Here is a 21,167-nt window from a genome sequence, read left to right on the forward strand (position 1 = left end):
TCCGCCGTGCCCATCGACCCGACAGTCGCGATCGGTGCCGACATCGGCACCACCGAGTTCGCCTGGACCAGCTCGGACGTCCTGCTCTACCACCTCGGGCTCGGCGCGGGCGCCGAGCCGACCGACCCGCGCGAGCTGCGCTACGTGCTCGAGGACCGGCTCCAGGTCCTGCCGACCTTCGGCGTGGTGGCCCCGGGTTTCCGCACGTTCGAACCACCCGCGGTGCGCTTCCCGGGCATCGACGTCGACCTGCGCAAGGTACTGCACGGGATGCAGTCGATAACCCTGCACGCACCGATCCCGCGCGAAGGCCAGGCGATCGCCCGCTCCCGCATCGCCGACGTGCTGGACAAGGGCAAGGCGGCGGTGATCGTGCAGGAGACCGAGGTCAGCGCGGACGAGTCTCCACTATGGACAGCAAGGTCCAGCATCTTCGTGCGGGGTGAGGGAGGCTTCGGCGGGCATCGGGGGCCGGCCACCCAGCCCGTGGTGCCCGAGCGTGAGCCGGACCGGGTCCTCGAGGTTCCGATCCTGCCGCAACAGGCGTTGCTGTACCGGCTGTGCGGCGACCGCAACCCCCTGCACGCCGATCCCGAGTTCGCCGCGCTCGCCGGGTTCGCCCGCCCGATCCTGCACGGGCTGTGCACCTACGGGATGGCCTGCAAAGCCGTTGTGGACTCGTACCTGGACGCCGAGGTGAGGCGTGTCCAGGGCGTCTCGACGAGGTTCGCCGGCGTGGTCTTCCCGGGTGAGACGCTCCGCGTCCGCGTCTGGGAGGACGCCGACCGGCTGGTCGCCACCGCCACCGCCGTCGAGCGGGACGACGCGCCCGTGCTGACCGACACCGTCCTCACGCTGGCAGCAACGACCGGTTGACCTCCCGCACCCCGGCGGCGAGGTCGGGCCGCTCGACGACCTCGCGGCCCGCGGCGGCCAGCAGCTCGGCGCCCTCGCCGTCGACGAAGGTCGGCGGCTCGCGCAGGGCGAACACCACCCGGGGGAGACCGGCGTCGAGGATCAGCCGGGTACAGGTGCGTGGCCGGGACCGGCGCCGGCTGCAGGGCTCCAGCGAGCTGTAGATGGTCGCTGTGGCGAGCCGGGGATCGGCGGGGTCGAGCCGGGCCAGGGCCGCCTCCTCGGCGTGCACCCGGTCGTCGGTCTCCCGGGAGTACCCGCGGGCGATCTCCTCCCCGTGCGCGTCGACGACGACCGCGCCGACCGCGAAGGCCGTGTCCGAGGGCGGGCACCGCCGCGACAGCTCGACGGCCTGCTCGAGCCAGTACCGGTCCACCTCGCGCTCGCTCAGCAGGTACCGGTGCAGTACCACGTTTCCGATCTTCCGCACCTCGGCCAGGGTGGCCCGGCGGTCCCGGTCCCAGGGGAACCGTCCGTCGTGGACGAACCGGGGCGCCGCGGCGTCACCGACGAAGAACGGTGCGACGACGAGGTGTAGCTCGTCGGCGAGCCCTCGGGTGAGGAACGAGGTGTGCGTCCCCGTTCCGCCCTCGACCATCAGTCGGCGCACGCCACGCGCGGCGAGGTCGGCGAGCATCGTGTCGATGTCGGCGTGCACGAGCTTCTCGCCCTCGCCGGTGGTGAAGAACGCGGCCGCCGGGTCGAGGTCGCCGCTGCGGCTGAGCACGACCTTGATCGGGTCGGCGGGCAGTCCGCTGGCGACCCGTCGCTCCCGCCGGGCCGCCGAGCGGATCACCAACCGCGGGTTGTCCCGACGCACGGTGTTCGCGCCGACCAGGATCGCGTCGCAGCCGGCGCGTACCTCGTCGACCCGGTCCCAGTCGAGGTCGTTCGACAGGACGAGCCGTTGATCGGTAGCGTCGTCGAGGTAGCCGTCGATCGACATGGCGGCGCTGAGCAGGACATACGGGCGTGTTGTCATGGCAGGCCCATGATCCCACGGGCGGTGGAGGCGGCGTGTCGTATCTCGGGGACAGCGGTGAGGTCGGCAGCGCCACCTACCGCTCCACCGACGAGGTCCAGGTGCTGGTGCGGCCGAAGGTCCGAAACGCGTTCGTGGCGACCGGGGACGTGACGAACGGCGAGTTCGGGCTGTTCCAGTACGACATGGCGCCCCAAGCCGGCGGTCCGGCCCCGCACTTCCACCGCACGTTCTCGGAGTCGTTCTTCATCCTCGACGGCACCGTGCGCCTGTTCGACGGCGCGAACTGGGTGGACGCGACCAAGGGCGACTTCCTCTACGTGCCGAAGGGCGGCGTGCACGCCTTCGGCAACACCTCCGACGAGGCGGCCTCGATGCTGATCCTGTTCGCCCCGGCCCCGCCCCGCGAGCGGTACTTCATCGAGCTCGCCGAGCTGGTCGACTCCGGACGTGAGCTGTCGCCCGAGGAGCGCGCGGAGTTCTTCGCCAAACACGACCAGTACATGGTTGAGTGATCACCAGGTAGTCAACTCGCCGTGCGGCGGATGCGGCCCTGGTACTTGGCCTCCAGCTCCAGGTTGCGCTCGAGCCCGCCGGGGACGTTGTTGGACACGTAGACCGGCGGCGTGGTGCCGCTGTCCAGCAGCAGCCGCACGGTCTCCGCGACGACCATCTGCACCAGCAGGCCGGCCGAGAGCGACGAGACCGCGCCGGCCGACGTGCCGTCCGGCAGCTCGAGGAGCGTGTCGCCGAACGGGGCGCCGTTGTCCAGGGTGACGTCGGCGAGGTCGGCCAGGCGCTTGCCCGAGCTGTGCTTGGCCGGCACCCGCGTGCTGTGCTGCACGGAGGTGATCGCCACCAGGGCGTGCCCGCCCTCCTTGACCACGTGCGCCATCTCCACGACCGACGGGTTCACCCCGGAGCTGGACGCGATCACGAACAGGTCCTGCGGGCGCGGCGCCGCCAGCTCGTAGAGCCGGCGGGCGACGTCGGCCCGCCGCTCCAGCATGGGGTCGGCGAGCACCGACGGGTCCTCGCCACCGAACTGCACGAGGTCGCTCAGCGCGATCCGGTTGGTCGGGATCAGCCCGCCGGCCCGGCCGGCGAGCTCCAGCGCCGTCGCCTGGGAGTGCCCGGTGCCGAAGGCCTGGATCACGCCGTCCGCCCGCACGCAGGTGGCGAACAGCTCGGCCGCGGCGGCCACCGCCACTCGGGACGACGAGGCCACCACGCCGAGCAGGCGTAACAGCTCCGACGCGCTCGTCTCCGCGGAGGGTGTCATGGCGCCGTCACCGCCGCCGTGGCGATCCGCACGATCTCGGCGATCACGGCGTCCAGCGAGCCCTGGCCGCCGCTGACCGACCAGTGGTGGACGAGCTCGTTCACCGCGCCGATCAGCGCGACCGCGCCGAGGCAGAAGTCCCGCTGCGGGGCCTCGCCTCGCTTGACCGCCCGCTTGGCCTCGGCCACCAGGAACTCCGCCCACCGGTCGCGCCAGGCGATCCGGTGTTTCTCGACCGTGTTGCTGACGCCGATGATCTCCACGTAGGCCAGCCGGGCCCACCGCGGGTCGCTCGCCGTCGTGGTGACGAACGCCCGCACGGCGAGCTCGAAACGGCGTGCCAGCGGGGCGTCCGCCCCCTCCGACAGCGCCGAGACGACCGCCTGGAACGCCTGCTCGACGATCCTGTCGTGCAGGGCCATCAGCAGGTCCTCGCGGCTGGCGAACTCCTCGTAGAAGTTCCGGGTGGACACTCCGGCATGGGTGCACAGCTTCTCGATCGACGCTGCCGCGTAGCCCGAGGTGCCGAACAGGTCCAACCCTGCGTCGAGCAGCCGTTCTCTGCGCTCGGCCCGACGGTCGGCCGCGGAGCGGCCGCCGTACGTGCGTCGCGCGACGGCGCCGGTTCCCGCCATCCTCGCTACCCCCAATCGGTACCGGCCCAATGTAGTGGCTGGTCGACCGGAGGGACAACGAAGGTCAGCTGCCGTCGAGCAGTCTGGCGACCAACGAGGTGTCGTGCTTGCCGTCGACGAACTCGGGATCACGCAGGACCTGGTCGAGGAATTCCCTGGTCGTGTGAACACCCGGTCCGTCGATCGCGAACTCGGCCAAAGCACGCCTCATCCTGGCGATCGCCTGCTCGCGGTCCGGTGCCCAGGCGATCACCTTGGCCAGCAGGGAGTCGTAGTTCGCCGGAACCTTGTAGCCGGTGTAACCGTGGGTATCGACACGGACGAAGGGGCCACCCGGAGGGGTGAATTCCGTGAGCAGTCCCGGAGCTGGCGCGAAGTTCCGCTTCGGGTCCTCGACGTTGACCCGGCACTCGATCGCCGCACCCCGGGTCACCACGTCCTCCTGCCGCAGCCGCAGCGGCTCGCCGGCCGCGACGTGCAGCTGCTCGGCGATCAGGTCGACGCCCGTCACGACCTCGGTAACCGGGTGCTCGACCTGGATCCGGCAGTTCACCTCCATGAAGTAGAAGTGGTTCTCCGTGTCCACGAGGAACTCGAAGGTGCCGGCGCCGACGTATCCGGTGAAGAGCGCCCCGCGCACGGCGGCCGCGCCCATGCGCTCGGTGAGCTCGGCCGGCAGGCCCGGTGCCGGGGTCTCCTCGACGAGCTTCTGGTGCCGCCGCTGGACCGAGCAGTCCCGTTCACCCAGATGGATGGCGTTGCCGTGGGTGTCGGCCAGCACCTGGATCTCCACGTGCCGGGCCGAGGGAAGGTAGCGCTCGACGTAGACCCGGCCGTCGCCGAACAGCTGGAGCGCGGTGGCCTTGGTTGTCTGGTAGGTCCTGGCGAACTCCGCCGGGATGTCCACGATGGACATACCGCGCCCGCCCCCACCGGCCGCGGCCTTGATGATCACCGGGAAGCCGATCTCGTCGGCGAGGCGCCGGGCCGACTCGGGGTCGGTCAGCGGCTCGACGCTGCCGGGCAGCAGTGGCAGCCCGGCAGCGGTCATGGCCGCTCGGGCCGACGTCTTGTCGCCGAGCTGGGCCATGACCGACGGCGGCGGACCGATGAACGTGATCCCCTCCGCCTGGCACACCTCGGCGAAGTCGGAGTCCTCGGACAGGAAGCCGTAGCCGGGGTGGATGGCGTCCGCGCCGCTGAGCCGGGCGGCCTCGATCACCGCGGCCGCGTTGAGATAGCTCTGCTTCGGCGGCGCCGGCCCGATGCGCACGGACTCGTCGGCCATCCGCACGACCGCCGAGTCGGCGTCCTCGGTCGAGTACACGGCGACCGTGCGGACGCCGAGCTCGCGGCAGGCCCGAAGGACCCGCACCGCGATCTCACCGCGGTTGGCGATCAGGATCTTGTCGAACATCGTGCACCCTTCAGGCCGCGAGCTCGGAGTCGTCGGTGGCGAGGCGGAACAGCGGCTGCCCGTACTCGACGGCCTCGCCGTCGCCGACGAGCACCTCGGCGATGCGGCCGCCGCGCTCGGCCTCCACCGGCAGCATCAGCTTCATCGCCTCGATGATCGCGATCTGCTGTCCGGGTGAGACCTGGTCGCCCTCGCTGACGAACGGCGGGGTGCCCGGGGCCGGCGCGCGGTAGAAGGTGCCGACGGTGGCCGCGTTGAGCGTCGGCCCGGCCGGGATGGGCGCCGGTGCCACCGCCGGTGCGACCACCGGCATCGGTACCACTGCCCCGTCCACCGTGACCGGTGCGGCGGTGACGGCGGCTGGCTGCCAGGCCATCTCCACGGCCACCTCGCCGACGCGCACGTTCAGTGAGGTCGGCGGTTGGACCGACCGGCTGATCAGCTCGGCCGCGGTGTTGCGGACCGCCGCCAGCACGTCCTCCACGGTCTGGTCCTCCGCGTGCTCGTCGAATCCCGGCGTGCCGCCGTTGGTGGTGGGCACGGCGCGGGGGAGTCGGTGGGTCATCGTCCTGCCTTTCCCGTTCTCTGGCTGGTCAGCTGCCGGATCCGAACGCGCGGAACCTGGCCCGGCGCTGGGCGATCAGCTGGGTCTGGTCGAGCGGCAGCAGCGCACGCAGGCTCTCCAGGAGCGCGGTGCGCAGGTGCTGCCCGGCGGTGACGTGGTCCGCCTGGGTACCGCCGGCCGGTTCGGGCACCACCCGGTCGACGATGCCGAGCTCGAGCAGCTCGGCGGAGGTCATCCGGAGTGCCTCGGCCGCGCGTGGGGCGGCGGCCGGGTCGTTCCACAGGATCGCCGCGCAGCCCTCCGGGCTGATCACCGAGTACACGGCGTTGGCGCAGATCAGCACGTGGTTGCCGACCCCCAGGGCGAGCGCGCCGCCGCTGCCGCCCTCGCCGGTGACCACGCTGACGACCGGCACCGGCAGCCCCGCCATCAGCCGGATGTTCTCCGCGATCGCGATGGCCTGGCCGTGCTGCTCGGCCTCCCGGCCGGGGTAGGCGCCGGGGGTGTCGATCAGCGAGATGATCGGCAGCCCGAGCTTGGCGGCCAGGCGCATCAGCCGCGCGGACTTGCGGTAGCCGGCCGGGGTCGGCATGCCGAAGTTGCGGGCGCCGAGCTCGACGGCGGTGTGGCCCTTCTGGTGGCCCAACACCACCACCGGCAGGCCGGCCAGCCGGCCCAGCCCGCCGATGATCGCGGGGCAGTCGGCGCCGAGGCGGTCCCCGCGCAGCTCCTCGAAGTCGTCGAGCAGCAGGCCGACGTAGTCCGCCGTGGTCGGCCGGTTCAGGTCCCTGGCACGCTGCACGACCTGCCACGGGTCGGGCCGGTCGGCGCCGGCCCGCTCGGTGGCGGCCGGCTCGGCCGGCACCGGCACTTCGGCGGCCGGCTCGTCGAGGCGGGTGACCCGGCCCGGAGACCCGATGGCAAGTAGCCTGGCCAGCGTCGGCCGCAGCTCCTGACGCGCGCGGATCATGTCGATCAGGCCGTTGGCCAGCAGGAACTCCGCGGTCTGGAAGTCCGGTGGCAGGGTCTGCTTGATGGTCTGCTCGATCACCCGCCGGCCGGCGAACCCCAGCCGGGCGCCGGGCTCGGCGATGATCACGTCGGACAGCGTCGCGAACGAGGCAGCGACGCCGCCGAACGTCGGATCGGTGACCAGCGTGATCGTGAGGATCCCGGCCTCGTCGAGCCGACCGAGCATCGCGCTGGTCTTGGCCATCTGCATGAGGGCGACGGCGCCCTCCTGCATCCGGGCTCCGCCGGACGCGGTGACGATGAGCAGCGGCACCCGCCGCTCCAGCGCGATCTCCCCGGCCAGCGTGATCAGCTCGCCGACCGCGCCGCCGAGGCTGCCGCCCATGAAGTCGAAGTCCATCACGGCGACGATCAGCGGGTGGCCCTCGATGCTGCCGCTCGCACACACCACGGCCTCGTCCAGACCGGTCTTGGCGCGGGCACCGGCGAGGCGGCGCGGGTAGGGCTTGGAGTCGGTGAACTCGAGCGGGTCGGCCGAGTGCACCGGCAGGTCCAGGACCCGGACGGTCCCGGGGTCCAGCAGCTGCTCGACCCGCCGGCGGGCGTCGACCCGGCCGTGGTACCCGCAGTCCGGGCAGACCCGGAGGCTGCGGCTCAACCGCTTGTCATAGACCAGGGAGCGGCACTGGCGGCAGCTCACCCATTCGACCGGATCGGCTGAGGTTGCGGTCACGGCTGCGTTGGCGGCAGCGGTCACGGCGACCCTCCTTGGGGCTAGGCGTTGAACCGAGATTCGCCCGGCCGTCTCCAAGTCGGCTCAAGAAACGATCGAGTGCGTTGCCGCCGTGACCGCTCCTCAGCCACCCTGACCAGCGGCGGAGTCGCCGTCGAGGCCGGGGGTGACCTCGGCCGGCAACCAGTGCGTTGTTCCGCTCTCGTGGAGGACGACGATCCGGCTGTCGGTGTCGACCGGCCCGATGACGACGAAGCCCGCGTTCGGCGTGATGCCGGCGTAGAGATGGGCCACGTCGGGGCGCACGATCCCGCTCACGCCGCCGCCGACGATGGTGCCGGATCCGTCCACGACGACGACGCAGCGCACCGGGTCCTTGGCGTCGGCCGCCCAGCCATGGAAGATCGGCACCCGCTTGCCGTCGAAGAACGGCGCCGGGTCGGGCGGCTCGAGCCGTTCCACCCTGCCGGCGGCGTGCGGTGGCCGCTTGTTGCCCCTGGCCGGGAGCAGCGGGGTCATCTCGGCCAGGTCCAGCCGCGAGCCCAGTTCCGGGCCGCCACAGCCGAGGGTGAAGTCGTCGGTGAACGGGTAGTGCCCCATCGCCCGCAGCCGCGGCGCGAGCTCGCTGGCCAGTGGATAAACCCGGTAGGCGTCGCTGAACCCGCCCCGAACGGCGACCGCCTCGACGTGGTGGATCTTGTTCGCCGTCCGCTCCACGACGGCGCCCGGGGCACCGAGGGCGTAGCCGAGCAGCCCGACGACGAGCGCCACAGCGGCGATCCGGTAGCCCTGCCGGTCGACCCGTCCGCGCTCCGGCTCGCCGGCTCGCTCCCGGATCCGGTCGTGCACCACCGCGGCCAGCAGCACGAGCGCCGGCAACGACACCAGGACCGAGATCGAGGTGTAGCGGGCGGTGTGCATGCCGATCTCGCCGCCGTAGTCGACCCGCGCCAGCGCGATCATGCCGGCGCAGAGGACGCCGTGCAGGCCGAGCGCCCACCAGAACCACAGCCGCCGCGCCCGGGCGACCGGGGAGCAGGCCAGGGCCGCGTACAGCGCGAGCAGGACGGCGCCGGCGACGACGGCGAGGGCACCGCTGTCGGAGGACCAGATCTTGCCGACCATGGCGAGGAAGAAGTAGACGAGGCTGCCGATGTCGGTGGTCGGCTCACCGGCCAGCGGAGCCGAGGGGCGGTAGGTCAGCCAGACGCCGACGATGAGCCCGCCGACCGCCAGCGGCAGCAGCCGCCGCCAGAGGGCCTCCCGGCGCAGCACCGCGACCAGCGCGAGCACCGGCCAGAGCGCGAACACGGTGCCGTAGGTGAAACTGCCAAGCAGGGCGAGGGACCAGGCCGGCCACCACCGACCCCGGACGGCGAGCAGCAGGGACAGCACGACGAGCAGGTTCGCGGTCAGCCAGGCCGTACCGCTCATCGCCCTGGTGAAGTTCCACAGTCCGTGCAGGCTGAACACCAGCGCCGAGCCCGCGGCCAGCAGACCGGCGCGCGTCATCGGGGACAGCCCCGTCGGGAGGGCCCGCCCCAGCACGAGCACGGTCAGTGCCGCCACGACCACGACGAACACGCCGAGCGTGCGGTTGTCACCGGCGAACAGCTGGATGTTGAGCCAGTAGAACAGCGACGGCAGACCGAGGATGTGTTCGTTGGACAGGTAGTTCTGCAGATCGAACGGCTTGATCGAGCCGTCCCGGTTGGTGATCCGGGTGATCTGGTACAGGTAGTCCAGGTGCTGCAGGCGCCCGGCCCGGCTCACCTCCACCAGCGTGGCGATGACCGGGAGCGCCGCGAGCAGCGCGACGAGCCGCGGCGGCCACGGGCTGCCGGCGAACCGGCGCGCGGCAACCAGCCAGGCCGGTCGCCGCGCGGGCTCGGAGGTGTCGTCCGGGGGCGTAGGGGACTCCGTGTCGTCCCGCAGCACGGTGCTCGTCACGGGGCTACTGTGCCAAACCCCGCACACTCCACACCGGCCCGGTCACGATCGGAGGTCGTACACCGTCCTCCCGCCGACCGTCGTGGACGTGAAGTTGTCCGCGACCCACTGTCCGATCTCGTTCGCGCCGGCCGGTCCACTCGCGTCGCCAGTCGTCACGAGGTAGGCGATCCGTCCCTCCTCGACGTACTGCTGGAACTCGGCCAGCGTGGGTGCGGGGTCGCCGCCGTCCCACCCGCCGATCGCGATCACCGGACGACCGCTGGCCAGCGACAGGTCGGCCGCCGCGGTGGCGCCGACCGTGGCTGCCGCCCAGGTCGTGTCGGTGTCGGCGAGCAGCACGCCGAGCTCCTCGCCGGCCGAGTCTGGCCCGTCCATCATCCTCCCGTCCCGTTGCTCGGCAGCCGGACCGGACATCGGGATCGAGCCGGTGTGGCCCTGCGCCGCGGTCGCCACCGTGTAGGCGCCGCTACCGGTCAGCGCGACGACGACCGCGGCCACGGCGAGCCAGCGACCCGGCCGGGTGCCGACCGCGAGCACCGTCGCGACCACGACACCGCCGGCCAGGAGGACCCAGCGCAGCCACGGCAGCCAGCCCGGGGTGCGATCGAGCAGGATGAACGACCAGACCGCGGTGACCGCGACCATCGCGGCGAGGGTGACCGCCGCCGGGCGGTGGGTGCGCCCCCGCCACAGCTGCACCGCGCCGATGGCGGCGAGGGCCACCACAGCGGGGGCGAGCGCGACCGCGTAGTAGGGATGGACGATCCCGCTCATCAGGCTGAACACCAACGCTGTCACGGCCGTCCAGCCACCCCACAGCAGCAGCGCCGCACGGGTGCGGTCGGTGCGGGGGGCGTACCGGGTGAACCAGAGGCCCGCGCCCAGCGCGACGAGCGCCGCCGGCAGCAGCCAGGACACCTCACCGCCGAAGGCCGCGCCGAACATCCGGCCCAACCCCGTCGCGCCGCCGAAGGCGGTGCCGCGCCCGCCGCCCCCACCGGGGTTGCCGTCCTCGCCGAAGATCCGGCCGAGTCCGTTGTAGCCCAGGGCCAGCTCGAGCAGGCTGTCGTTGGTGGACCCGGCGATGTACGGCCGGCTCGACGCGGGCCACAGGTCGACCAGCGCGACGTACCAGCCGGCCGAGACCACTGTCGACACCGCGGCCGCGCCAAGGTGGGCGAACCGCCTCCCCAGCGTCGCCGGCGCGGCGACGAGGTAGGCGAGCGCGAACCCGGGCAGCACGAGGAACGCCTGCAGCATCTTGGTGAGGAAGGCGAACCCGACGAACACCCCCGCCAGCGCGAGCCAGCGCCAGCTCGCTCGCTCCAGGGCGCGGGTCACCGCGTACCCCCCGGCGACGAGCAGCAGGGTGAGCAGGGCGTCGGGCAGGTTGTAGCGGAACATCAGCGCCGCGACGGGGGTCAGGGCGAGCGCGGTCCCGGCGAGCAGGCCGGCTCCCGGACCCGCGACCCGCTTCACCGCGAGGTACAGCACACCCACCGCGGCCACGCCGGCGAGGGCCTGCGGCGCAAGGACGCTCCAGCTGGAGAAGCCGAAGATCCTCCCGGAGAGCCCGGAGAGCCACAGCGAGGCGGGTGGCTTGTCGACGGTGATGGCGTTGCCGGCGTCGAGCGACCCGAACAGCCAGGCCTGCCAGCTCTGGGTGGCGGCCTGGGTGGCGGCCGCGTAGTAGCTGTTGGCCCAGCCGGAGGAGGTGAGGTTCCACAGGTAGAGCACGGCGGTCCCGGCGAGCATCAGCCACACCAGCGGCCGGTGTCGAGCACGGCCGGCGGCGGCCGGCTCGTCGCGGTCAGGGCTGTGGGTATGGGGGGTCGCGGGGTTCAGCGTGGCGGTCACGGGGTCCTCGATCCGGTGGGTTCGCGGGGGTCGGTGGGCGGGCGTGGTCGAGGTCACCTCCGCGCTCCCCGCTGGCGCCCGGGGTGGAAGACCCAGCCCCGCAGCAGCAGGAAGCGCAGCACGGTGGCGGCGAGGTTGGCGGCCACCAGCACCGCCAGCTCGAGCCCGCGCCCCGGCGCGGTCAGGCTGTGCAGCGCGGCGAGCGAGCCGCTGGTCAGCGCCAGCCCGAGGGCGAACACCAGCAGGCCCTCGAACTGGTGGCGGGCCACCCGTTCGCGCCCGCGCACGCCGAAGGTGAACCGGCGGTTGGCCGCCGTGTTGGCCACGGCTGTCGCCCCCAGCGCGAGGAAGTTCGCGCCCTGTGCGCCCATTCCCGTGCGCAGCAGCGTGAACAGCACGAGGTAGGCGAGCGTGCTCACCACGCCGACCACGGCGAAGCTCGCGAGCTGACGCACCAGGCTCGTCGGCACGCCTGCCTCCCGGCCCAGCTGCGAGCGGAGTGCTCCGATGGGGACACGGCCGGTGGTCAGTGTCCTGGCCAGGCGGGCGATGCCGCGCAGGTCGGCGAGGGCGGTGGCCACGATGTCGACCCGGCTGTCCGGGTCGTCCACCCAGTCGACCGGCACCTCGTGGATGCGCAACCCCGCCCGCTCGGCCAGCACGAGCAGCTCGGTGTCGAAGAACCAGCTGGTGTCGGCGACGTGCGGCAGCAGCCGTTCGGCGACGTCGGCGCGGATCGCCTTGAAGCCGCACTGCGCGTCGGAGAAGCGGGTGGCGAGCGTCCCGCGGAGCAGGAGGTTGTAACCCCGGGAGATCAGCTCTCGCTTGGGGCCCCGCACGACCCGCGCGCCGCGGGCCAGGCGGCTGCCGATGGCGACGTCGGAGTGCCCGGACAGCAGCGGCGCGACGAGCGGCGGCAGCGCGGCGAGGTCGGTGGACAGGTCGACGTCCATATAGGCCAGTACTGGGGAGTTCGAAGCGGACCACGCGGCCCGCAGCGCTCGGCCGCGTCCCTTCTCGGTCAGGTGCACCACCGCCACCTCGGGCAGCTCGTCGGCGAGGCCACGCGCGATCGCGAGGGTGGCGTCGGTGCTCGCATTGTCCGCGACGGTGATCCGGAACCGGTGCGGGAACCAGGAAGACAGCGCGTCGTGCAGCCGGCGCACGCAGCGGTCGAGGTCGTTCTCCTCGTTGTACACCGGGACGACGACGTCGAGGACGGGAATGTCGCCGTCGGGCACGACCGGCCCTCGGCCGGTGCTGGGCAGCGTGAGCGTCATGGGCTCCACGATCGGTCCCGCTGCTTGGCCGGTCGTGTGTGGCGGCTGTGCGCAGGCTGTGCGCATCAGGCGCCCAGGTCGTAGACGGTGACGCCGTCGACCGTGGCCGCCGGGTAGGTCTGCGCGACCCAGTCCGCGATCTGGGCGCCGGCGTCGCTGCCGCCACTGGAGGTCGAGGACATGCCGGCGTCCCCGATGAAGTAGTGGATGCGTCCGGAGTGGACGAGGGCCTGGAACTCGGTGAGCGTGGGGGAGGGATCGGTGCCGTTGAACCCGCCGACGGCCATCACCGCGGCACCGCCGGCGAGCTGGTAGCCGGCCGCGTTGTTGGAGCCGACGGTGGCGGCGGCCCAGGTGTACCCGTCGTCGTCCCGCAACAGCGCGACCAACTCCGCGCCCGGTGTCGGCGCGTCGAGCAGGCCGCCCATGCCGCCGCCCGGTCCGGCGGTGCCGCCCGGACCACCTGAGCCCGGGCCGGCCGTGGCCGGCCCGGCCGCGGGGATGGCGCCGGTGTGCGGGGTCGCGGCGGTGGCCACCGACCACGAGGCCGGACCGAGCAGCACCATGACCGCGGCGAGCCCGGCAACCCCCTTCCGTGCCCGGTCGGGAAGGTCGGTCGGCAACAGCAGCGCCGCCGCCGCGAGGCCACCGACGAGCACGAGGATGCGCAGTGCGGTGTCGGTCAGCAGGACGTACGCCAGGATCGAGGAGATCGCGACGGCACCGGCCAGCACGGCGCCGGCGAGCGGGTCGAACCTGCTGCGCCACAACGACATCGCGCCCACTCCGACCAGGGCGCCGATCGCCGGCACGAGCGCGACGGTGTAGTAGGCGTGGATGATCCCGTTCATGTAGCTGAACACCAGCGCTGTCACCAGGAGCCAGCCTCCCCACAGCACCAGCGCGGCCCGGGTGGGGTCGGTCCGCGGCTGCCCGCGGGTCAGCCACACGGCCGCGGTGCCGAGCACCACGGCGGCCGGCAGCAGCCAGGCGACCTGACCGCCCATCTCGTCGCCGAGCAGTCGCCACCAGCCGGTCCGGCCCCAGCTGCCGGGGCCGACACTTCCGACCTCCTCGCCGGTCAGGCGGCCAAGCCCGTTGTAGCCCACGGTAAGCTCGAGCACACTGTCCTGTTGGGAGCCACCGATGTAGGGGCGCTCACCCGGCCACAGCTCCACCAGCAGGATCCACCAGCCGCCGGAGACGACCACCGCTCCGGCGGCCGCGGCCAGGTGCGCGAGGCGGGAGCGCAGCGCGGTCGGTGCGGCCAGCAGGTACGCGGCGCCGAACGCCGGCAGGACCAGGAACGCCTGCAGCATCTTGGTGAGGAAGGCGAAGCCGACGCACACGCCGGCCAGGGCGAGCCAGCGCCAGCTCGCCGTCTCGGTGGCCCTGGTCACCGCGTACGCACCGGCCACGAGCAGCAACACCAACAGCGCGTCGGGGTTGTTGAACCGGAACATCAGCACCGCGACCGGGGTGAGCGCCAGGACGACGCCGGCCAGCAGTCCCGCCGCCTCGCCGGCGACCCGTCGCACCGCGGCGTACAGCAACCAGACGGCCGCGACACCCATCAGGGCCTGTGGCACCAGGATGCTCCAGGAGCTCACCCCGAACAGGCGCGCGGACAGGCCCATCACCCAGACCGAGGCAGGTGTCTTGTCGATGGTGATGGAGTTCGCGGGGTCGGTCGAGCCGAACAGCAACGCCTGCCAGTCCATCGCACCCGCCTGGGCGGCCGCGGAGTAGTAGGCGTTGGCCCAACCGGAGGCGCCGAGCCCCCACAGGTACAGCACGGCGGTACCCAGCAGTAGGACCGGGAGCCCGACACGTGTTCGGGTCCGGACAGGGGCGAGGGTGGTCATGCCTCCACGGTCTCGGGATCCCCTGGGTGGCGGCTTGGCCGTTGCTGTGCGCCACCTGTGTGCGGGAGCCACACGGCGAACTCGGTGCGTCCGGGTTCGCTCTCGACGTCGACCTCGCCGTCGTGCGCCCGCACCACGGCGGCGACGATGGCGAGGCCGAGACCGGTACTGCCGGCCGCGCGGGAGCGGGAGGAGTCACCGCGGGCAAAGCGCTCGAACACGTCCGGGAGCAGGCCGGCCGGGATGCCGGGGCCGTCGTCGGTGACCGTGAGCTCGACCTCGGAGTCCGAGGTAGACAGTGCGGTAGTGACCGTCGTGCCCGGTGGGGTGTGTGTGCGGGCGTTCGACAGCAGGTTGGCCAGGACCTGGTGCAGCCGGGCCTCGTCGCCGACGACGGTCACCGGTTCGGCAGGCAGCTCGATGCGCCATCTGTGTTCCGGCCCGGCGACCCTGGCGTCGCTGACCGCGTCGACGACCAGCCGGGAGAGATCGACCGGGAGGTGCTCGAGGGGGCGGCCCGAGTCGAGGCGGGCGAGCAGGAGCAGGTCCTCGACGAGGGTGGTCATCCGCGCCGACTCCGACTCGACCCGGCCGATCGCGTGTGCCACCTCCGGGGTCGCCTCCCCGCTGCGCCGCACCAGCTCCGCGTAGCCGCGCACGGCGGCCAGCGGGGTGCGCAGCTCGTGGCTGGCGTCGGCGACGAACTGGCGGACCCGGGTCTCGCTCTCGTGGCGGGCGGCGAGCGCGTTGTCGACGTGACCGAGCATCCGGTTCAGCGCGAGCCCCAGCTGGCCGATCTCGGTGCGGGGGTCGGTGTGCCTGGCCGGTACCCGCTCGACGATCGCGACCTCGCCCCGGTCCAGCGGCAGCTCGGTCACCCTGGCCGCGGTTATCGCGACCACCTGCAGGGGTTGCAGCGTGCGCCGCACGATCAGCGCGCCCGCACCGGCCGCGGCGAGCAGTCCGGCCAGTGCGACGCCGCCCAGGATCAGCCCGGCGGACAGCAACGTGTTGTCTACTTCGGACATGGGGAGGCCGGTGATGACGACCCGGCCGTCGGGGGCGGCCAGGGCGGTGAGCCGGTAGTCGCCGAGCGACCCGAGGTCGCGGGTGTAGGGATCGCCGTCGACGGGCAGCGCCGCGAAGGTGGAGTAGGTGCTGGACGGGATGGTGATGTTGGTGCCGTCCTCCTCGCGCCGCGCGGTTCCGCGCACCTGCCCGCCGACGAGCACGGCGGTGAGCGTGTTCGGGGCCTCCAGCTGGAGAACCTTGGCGTCCGGCAACGGGACCGGGGTCCCCCCGGGCTTGGGCAGCTCGCGCTGCTCGGTGCTCACCCGCCCGCTGGCCGTGCGGAGGCGGTCGTCGAGCTGGTCGAGCAGGAACGCCTGCAGTGCGAGCAGGGTGACGGCCACGATCACGACGCAGACCATGGCCAGCAGGATGATCTGCTCGGCGATCAGCCGGCGCCGCAGCGGCCAGGCCTCCAGCCCGCGCCGCTCAGCCGGCTGGTTTGAGGACATAGCCAGCGCCCCGCATCGTGTGGATCATGGGAGTTCGTCCGGCGTCGATCTTCTTGCGGAGGTAGGAGATGTAGAGCTCGACGATGTTGGCCTGCCCGCCGAAGTCGTAGTTCCACACCCGGTCGAGAATCTGGGCCTTGGAGAGCACCCGGCGCGGGTTGCGCATGAGGTAGCGCAGCAGCTCGAACTCGGTCGCGGTCAGGTCGACCGGCTCGCCGCCCCGGTGCACCTCGCGGCTGTCCTCGTCGAGGGTCAGGTCACCCACGACGAGCGTGGCACCGGCCGAGGCCTCGGTGATTCCCGTGCGCCGCATGAGGGCACGCAGTCGTAGTGCGACCTCCTCGAGGCTGAAGGGCTTGGTGACGTAGTCGTCGCCGCCGGCGGTGAGGCCGGCGATCCGGTCCTCGAGCGCGTCCTTCGCGGTGAGGAAGAGCACGGGCAGGGCGGGTACGTCCGCCCGCATGCGGCGCAGCACCTCGAGCCCGTCGATGTCGGGCAGCATGACGTCGAGGACGACCGCGTCCGGGCGGAACTCGCGCGCGGTGCGGACGGCGGTGGTGCCGTCGAGCGCGCTGCGGACGTCCCACCCCTCCAGGCGCAGCGCCATCGACACCAGCTCGGCCAGCGTGGCCTCGTCGTCGACGACGAGCACCCGAACCGGCTGTCCGTCCGGACGCCGCAGCTCGCTCTTCATGAGGACATCCTGGGAGGTGCGGGTGTGGGCCGCCTGTGGGAAACCTGTGGATCCCCTGTGGAGGACCCGAACGGGTGAGAAGGTCACAGCGCGGGCCAACATCGCACACAGCCCGCGCACAGCTTCCTGCCCGACGGTGGAAGCCATGAACACCGAACGCCACCCCGCCTCGCCCTCGTCCCCGCCACCCGGACCGACCGCCACCCCCGGCCCCGCTGGCTCCGCCACTCCCGGTCCCGCTGGCCCTGCCGACTCCGGCCCTGCCGGTACTGCCGGCCCCGGCCCTGCCGGCCCCGATGCCGACGCCGGCTCGTCCGCCACCCCGCCCCCGTCCCAGGCCGGCTGGGGTGCGCCCCCACCGCCGCCCGAGCACCGCCCCCGGTGGTCCACCCGCCGAACGATCGCCGCCATCGCGATCGCGCTCGGCATCGCCGCTGCCGGCGGCGTCGCGATCTACGCCGCGAGTGGGTCCACCGAGGACCCCACCGCCGGTCCCGGCGGTGGCGGTCCCGGCCGCAACATGGTGATGGCCGGCCCCAGGTCCGACCTCACCCACGGCGAGTTCCAGAACGGCGAGGTCACCGCGATCAGCGACGACTCCATCACCGCAAAGAGCGAGGACGGCTACGAGCGCACCTACGTCATCGACGAGGACACTGAGATGTCCGGGGACATAGCCGAGGGCGACGAGGTCATGATCGTCGCCACCACCGACGGCGACACCGCCAGCGCCGTCACCATCGCCGAAGCCGGCGTCCTCCCCAAGCCCCAGGACGGCAACGGTGGCCCACCGGTGATGAAGAACCCCAACGACAACTGAACGGCGAAGGGCCGGCGCCCGGCGACGTGCCGGCCCTTGACCTGTACCGGCGGAGGCCGCACGCGTCACCGCCGTCACTCGCCCTCGGTACAGGTCATCCTGGCCAACGCATCGGTGCCCAACTCGACGAGCGCCCGCAGCGACTCGCGCTCCACGACCACATCGAGCACAGGGTGAGGGGTCCAACCGCACACGATCTGGGCGTGGTGGGCGCCACCTACGGATATCGCCATGGGGCAGCCATCCATGATCACGACCGACGAGTTCACGTAAAGGTTCACTCGATCCTCCTGGTGGTTCCGATCTGTCCCCAGCGTCGGGTTCCGCAGTCGGGGTTTCCATGTCCCGATTGGCATGGGTATTCGCTGCGCGACTGTTCACCAGTTCCGGGCGTTGCCCGTGGTCCCCCGTCACCCGATGGTGGCGGCCTCGACCCGCGGGTACGGTTGGCAAAGTAGCCGGCTCCGCCCACCCGGAGGATCGTCGTGACTGCGTCCGGTTCGCCGCGGCATGGCGCGCGACGGTGCCCTGGTTGTGGGATGCCGCTCGCGGCCGACAACACCGCGCGCCTGTGCGCCCGGTGCCACCGGGAGCAACGTGACCAACTCCGCACGCCCCCCACTGAGCTTCGGCATGAGTTCTTCGAAACGCCCGAGTTCCGGGAGGCCTTCGCCAGTCAGCACATCGGGAAGGTCTTCCGGGTGTACCGGAACCACCCGCGTCATCTGCGTTCGTTCGGCGCGGCGCTCACCCAGGAGCTGCTCGGGCGCTGGCTCGGGCTCACCCAGGCCCAGGTGAGCAGGATCGAGAACGGCAGGCCCGAGCAGAACCTCCAGACGCTCCGCAACTACGCGCGTGTTCTGCACCTGCCGCAGCACCTTCTCTGGTTCGACCTTCCCGGCCAGAGCCGGCTGGACCGCGGCGGACGGCCCAGCCCTGACCTCCCGCCCGCCGCGGCCGGCATGGACATGCTCGAGTTGGTGCGACGGCTGCGGGCGTCGGCGGTTGATCCGGCGACCGTCGAGGCGCTCACCATCACGGTCGAGCAGCTGTGTTGCGAGTACGCGCACGCGGATGCCCGAGAGCTGCTCGCGACCGGAAAGGCATGGCTGGGTCGCGCGACCGAGATGGTGGAAAACCGCCTGACCCTGGCCCAGCATCGGGACGTCCTGCGCAACGCAGGAATGCTCGCACTGCTGGTCGGATGTCTGGAATACGACCTCGGCGCCATCCGCGCGGCCGAGGCGGCCCGCCGGACGGCGATGAGCATCGGAAAGGAAGCCGGTGACCCCGGCATCGTCGGCTGGTCCCAGGAAATGCTCGCGTGGTTCCAACTCACCGCGGGCAACCTTCGCGGGGTCGTCTCGACGGCTGACGCGGGAGTCGCCGCCGCGGGATCGCGGTCGGTGGCCGTGCAGCTCTACGGACAGCAGGCCAAGGCGTACGCGCGGATGGGGATGACCGAGAAGGTGCACGAGGCGCTCGAACACGGCCGCGTGCTGTTGGACGAACTGCCTTACCCGGACAGACCCGACAACCATTTCGTGGTCGATCCGGACAAGTGGGACTTCTACGCGATGGACACCTACCGCATCGTCGGTGAGGACGAGCTCGCCAGACGTAATGCCGAAGAGGTGATCCGACGCGGCGTCGGCCCCGACGGCACGGTCGTCGCTCCGATGCGGCAGGCGGAGGCGGAGCTGACCTTGGCCGTCGTCGCCGCGCGGCAGGGCGATCTCGACGAGGCTTCGGCCCTGGGCGTTCGGGCGTTGGGCGGCCGCCGCCGGAGCCGCCTGTCGCTCCTGATGGTCGCCGCCGAGCTCGAGCAGGAGTTGCGCGGTGCGGCGGCCGGCGTCGAGTTCCGGGAACTGCTGCGGGACCTGCGGAGCACCGAGTAGTGGAGCCCGCCGGCCGTACACCCATGCGACGGTGGCCGGTGCCAACGGGGAGCAGCCGACGCCGACCAGCACCGGCCAGTCGTTGAAAGTATCTCAGGTCGTGGCGTCGACAGCCGACCCTATGCCAGACGTCCGATGAGGAGTGTGGCATGCGGTTCAAGATCGGGGACGTGCGGCTTCGCACGCGTTTGGTTGGTGGGTTCGCGGTGACGTTGGTCGGGCTCGGCGTCGTCGTGCTCGTCGGGGTCGCCGGTATGACCGAGCAGGAGCGGGGAACGCGGACGGTCGCGGACTACCGCACCAGCACGGAGCTGGCCATGCAGGTCAAGTTCCGCTCGGCCGACTTCAACGGCTGGCAGACCATGTACGCCTTCGACGCGGTCCGCGGCCTCGAGGACGCCACATCGGACTCCGCGCCCGGCCGGTCGGCGTTCCTCGCGTCGGGCAGGTCGTTCGTCGATGAGCTGGACGCGCTCGCCGCGGCCGGGGTCACCGACGCCGAGCGCACGGTGATCGCCGAGACCAGGGACCTGTTCGACCAGTTCATGGAGCTGGACACGGCGGTGATCGCCGGCTATCGCGACGGCTCGCCGGCGGCTGTCGCGCGGGCGAACAAGTTGGTCGCCGAGGACGAGATCGTCATCTTCAACCAGATCGCGGCGAACGTCGACGAGCTGGTCAGCTCGGTCAAGGAGCACGCAACGGGCGCGGTGGCCGAGGCGACCGCGACGGCGAGCGCGGACCGTCTCACGATGATCCTCGTCGGCTTGGCCGCGGTGCTCGTGGGCATCGGCGTCGGCTGGGCGCTCGCTCGGTCGATCACCCGCCCACTGGCCGCGCTGAACGACCGGTTGCACGAGATCGCCGACGGCGACGGTGACCTGACCCAACGCGTCGACGAGGACCGGCGTGACGAGATCGGGCAGGTCGGCGCCACGTTCAACCGGTTCGTGGCGCGGCTGCAGGGGCTGATCTCCGACGTGGCGGCGAGCGCCGAGCAGGTGGCGACAGCGGCGGTCAAGCTCGGCCCGGTGAGCGAGCAGCTGGCCGATGGCGCCGAGGAGTCCAGCGTGCAGGCCGACGTGGTCCGCGCTCGCGCGGAGGAGGTGTCGGCGATCGTGTCGGCGATGGCCTCCTCCGCCGAGGAGATGAACGCCGCGATCGGCGACATCGCACAGAACGCGAACCAGGCGACACAGGTCGCGCAGGAGGGCGTGCGGTCGGCGGAGTCGGCGAACGCGACCGTGAGCAGCCTCGGCCAGGCCTCGGGTGAGATCGAGTCGATCGTCAAGATGATCACGGCGATCGCCGAGCAGACCAATCTGCTCGCCCTGAACGCGACAATCGAGGCAGCACGCGCGGGTGAGATGGGCAAGGGTTTCGCCGTCGTGGCCGGCGAGGTCAAGGACCTGGCCCAGCAGACGGCCACCGCGACCGGTCGCATCGCGTCAAGCATCGAGGCGATCCGGCGGGGCAGCGACGACGCGATCCGGGTGATCGTGGAGATTGGTCACGTCATCGGGCAGATCAACAGCACCCAGACGACCATCGCCGCCGCGATCGAGGAGCAGACCGCGACCACCGCCGAGATGACCCGCAACGTCGGCGAGACGGCGGCCGGTGCGAACGAGATCGCTGCCAACATCGCCGGTGTTGCCGATGCGGCCAGGGACACCAGCAGCGGCGCCACGACGACCAGGGAAACCTCGGTCGCCCTCAGCAAGGCGTCCGAGGAACTGCGCACCCTGGTGTCCACGTTCCGCTACTGACCGGAGGCGA

At 72.0% G+C, this 21,167-nt stretch carries 18 protein-coding genes; 5 read left to right on the forward strand and 13 right to left on the reverse strand.

The annotated features are described in order from the left end of the window. Positions 1 to 6: 6 nt before the first annotated feature. Entirely contained in the window at positions 7 to 876 is an 870-nt protein-coding gene (locus tag BU204_RS03830) for a MaoC/PaaZ C-terminal domain-containing protein (RefSeq protein ID WP_075124118.1), read from the forward strand. Here BU204_RS03830 and BU204_RS03835 read toward each other — a convergent pair. Continuing rightward, entirely contained in the window at positions 851 to 1,897 is a 1,047-nt protein-coding gene (locus BU204_RS03835; protein ID WP_075124119.1) for a dihydrofolate reductase family protein, read from the reverse strand. The genes BU204_RS03830 and BU204_RS03835 overlap by 26 nt on opposite strands. A 35-nt stretch (positions 1,898 to 1,932) precedes the next feature. Here BU204_RS03835 and BU204_RS03840 point away from each other — a divergent pair, with 35 nt between their 5' ends. Next, positions 1,933 to 2,412, forward strand: coding sequence for a cupin domain-containing protein (locus BU204_RS03840; RefSeq protein ID WP_075124120.1), 480 nt, complete (start codon positions 1,933 to 1,935; stop codon positions 2,410 to 2,412). Between the two features lie 11 nt (positions 2,413 to 2,423). Here BU204_RS03840 and BU204_RS03845 read toward each other — a convergent pair whose 3' ends face one another. The 11 genes from BU204_RS03845 to BU204_RS03895 form a co-directional block, all read right to left on the reverse strand. Further along, the gene (locus tag BU204_RS03845) at positions 2,424 to 3,179 is read right to left on the reverse strand and encodes a sugar isomerase domain-containing protein (protein ID WP_075124121.1); all 756 of its coding nucleotides are present in this window, start codon (positions 3,177 to 3,179) and stop codon (positions 2,424 to 2,426) included. After that, complete coding sequence (locus BU204_RS03850) at positions 3,176 to 3,814, reverse strand: TetR/AcrR family transcriptional regulator (RefSeq protein ID WP_075124122.1); 639 nt, start codon at positions 3,812 to 3,814, stop codon at positions 3,176 to 3,178. The genes BU204_RS03845 and BU204_RS03850 overlap by 4 nt, the downstream gene beginning before the upstream one ends. 64 nt (positions 3,815 to 3,878) lie before the next feature. Beyond that, positions 3,879 to 5,231, reverse strand: coding sequence for an acetyl-CoA carboxylase biotin carboxylase subunit (accC, locus tag BU204_RS03855; RefSeq protein ID WP_075124123.1), 1,353 nt, complete (start codon positions 5,229 to 5,231; stop codon positions 3,879 to 3,881). A gap of 10 nt (positions 5,232 to 5,241) precedes the next feature. Beyond that, complete coding sequence (locus BU204_RS41075) at positions 5,242 to 5,796, reverse strand: acetyl-CoA carboxylase biotin carboxyl carrier protein (RefSeq protein ID WP_143229290.1); 555 nt, start codon at positions 5,794 to 5,796, stop codon at positions 5,242 to 5,244. 28 nt (positions 5,797 to 5,824) lie between these two features. Continuing rightward, positions 5,825 to 7,525, reverse strand: coding sequence for an acetyl-CoA carboxylase, carboxyltransferase subunit beta (gene accD, locus BU204_RS03865; protein WP_143229291.1), 1,701 nt, complete (start codon positions 7,523 to 7,525; stop codon positions 5,825 to 5,827). 99 nt (positions 7,526 to 7,624) lie between these two features. After that, entirely contained in the window at positions 7,625 to 9,451 is a 1,827-nt protein-coding gene (locus BU204_RS03870) for a hypothetical protein (protein ID WP_075124124.1), read from the reverse strand. 42 nt (positions 9,452 to 9,493) lie between these two features. After that, on the reverse strand, positions 9,494 to 11,311 hold the full coding sequence (locus BU204_RS03875; RefSeq protein ID WP_075124194.1) for an ArnT family glycosyltransferase: 1,818 nt from the start codon (positions 11,309 to 11,311) through the stop codon (positions 9,494 to 9,496). A gap of 53 nt (positions 11,312 to 11,364) precedes the next feature. Continuing rightward, on the reverse strand, positions 11,365 to 12,591 hold the full coding sequence (locus BU204_RS03880) for a glycosyltransferase (RefSeq protein ID WP_075124125.1): 1,227 nt from the start codon (positions 12,589 to 12,591) through the stop codon (positions 11,365 to 11,367). Between the two features lie 65 nt (positions 12,592 to 12,656). Further along, complete coding sequence (locus BU204_RS03885; RefSeq protein ID WP_075124126.1) at positions 12,657 to 14,456, reverse strand: glycosyltransferase family 39 protein; 1,800 nt, start codon at positions 14,454 to 14,456, stop codon at positions 12,657 to 12,659. Continuing rightward, positions 14,453 to 15,976, reverse strand: a complete 1,524-nt coding sequence (locus BU204_RS03890) for a sensor histidine kinase (protein WP_075124127.1) — start codon at positions 15,974 to 15,976, stop codon at positions 14,453 to 14,455. Before BU204_RS03890 ends, BU204_RS03885 begins: the two co-directional genes overlap by 4 nt. Further along, a complete protein-coding gene (locus tag BU204_RS03895) occupies positions 15,954 to 16,670 on the reverse strand; it encodes a response regulator transcription factor (RefSeq protein WP_075124128.1) in 717 nt (238 codons plus the stop codon). Before BU204_RS03895 ends, BU204_RS03890 begins: the two co-directional genes overlap by 23 nt. A 145-nt stretch (positions 16,671 to 16,815) precedes the next feature. Between BU204_RS03895 and BU204_RS03900 the strand changes: the two genes are divergently transcribed. Then, positions 16,816 to 17,490, forward strand: coding sequence for a hypothetical protein (locus BU204_RS03900; protein WP_143229292.1), 675 nt, complete (start codon positions 16,816 to 16,818; stop codon positions 17,488 to 17,490). 74 nt (positions 17,491 to 17,564) lie between these two features. Here BU204_RS03900 and BU204_RS39875 read toward each other — a convergent pair whose 3' ends face one another. Further along, complete coding sequence (locus BU204_RS39875) at positions 17,565 to 17,723, reverse strand: hypothetical protein (protein ID WP_158073392.1); 159 nt, start codon at positions 17,721 to 17,723, stop codon at positions 17,565 to 17,567. 468 nt (positions 17,724 to 18,191) lie between these two features. On the opposite strand from BU204_RS39875, the gene BU204_RS03915 reads away from it, so the two are divergent. Both BU204_RS03915 and BU204_RS03920 read left to right on the forward strand, forming a co-directional pair. Next, positions 18,192 to 19,388 (forward strand): helix-turn-helix transcriptional regulator, encoded by a 1,197-nt coding sequence (locus BU204_RS03915; protein WP_158073393.1) that lies wholly within the window; start codon positions 18,192 to 18,194, stop codon positions 19,386 to 19,388. A gap of 149 nt (positions 19,389 to 19,537) precedes the next feature. Then, positions 19,538 to 21,157, forward strand: a complete 1,620-nt coding sequence (locus BU204_RS03920) for a methyl-accepting chemotaxis protein (protein ID WP_075124130.1) — start codon at positions 19,538 to 19,540, stop codon at positions 21,155 to 21,157. Positions 21,158 to 21,167: the final 10 nt, after the last annotated feature.

The organism is Actinophytocola xanthii, assembly GCF_001921205.1.
GTDB classification, from domain to species: domain Bacteria; phylum Actinomycetota; class Actinomycetes; order Mycobacteriales; family Pseudonocardiaceae; genus Actinophytocola; species Actinophytocola xanthii.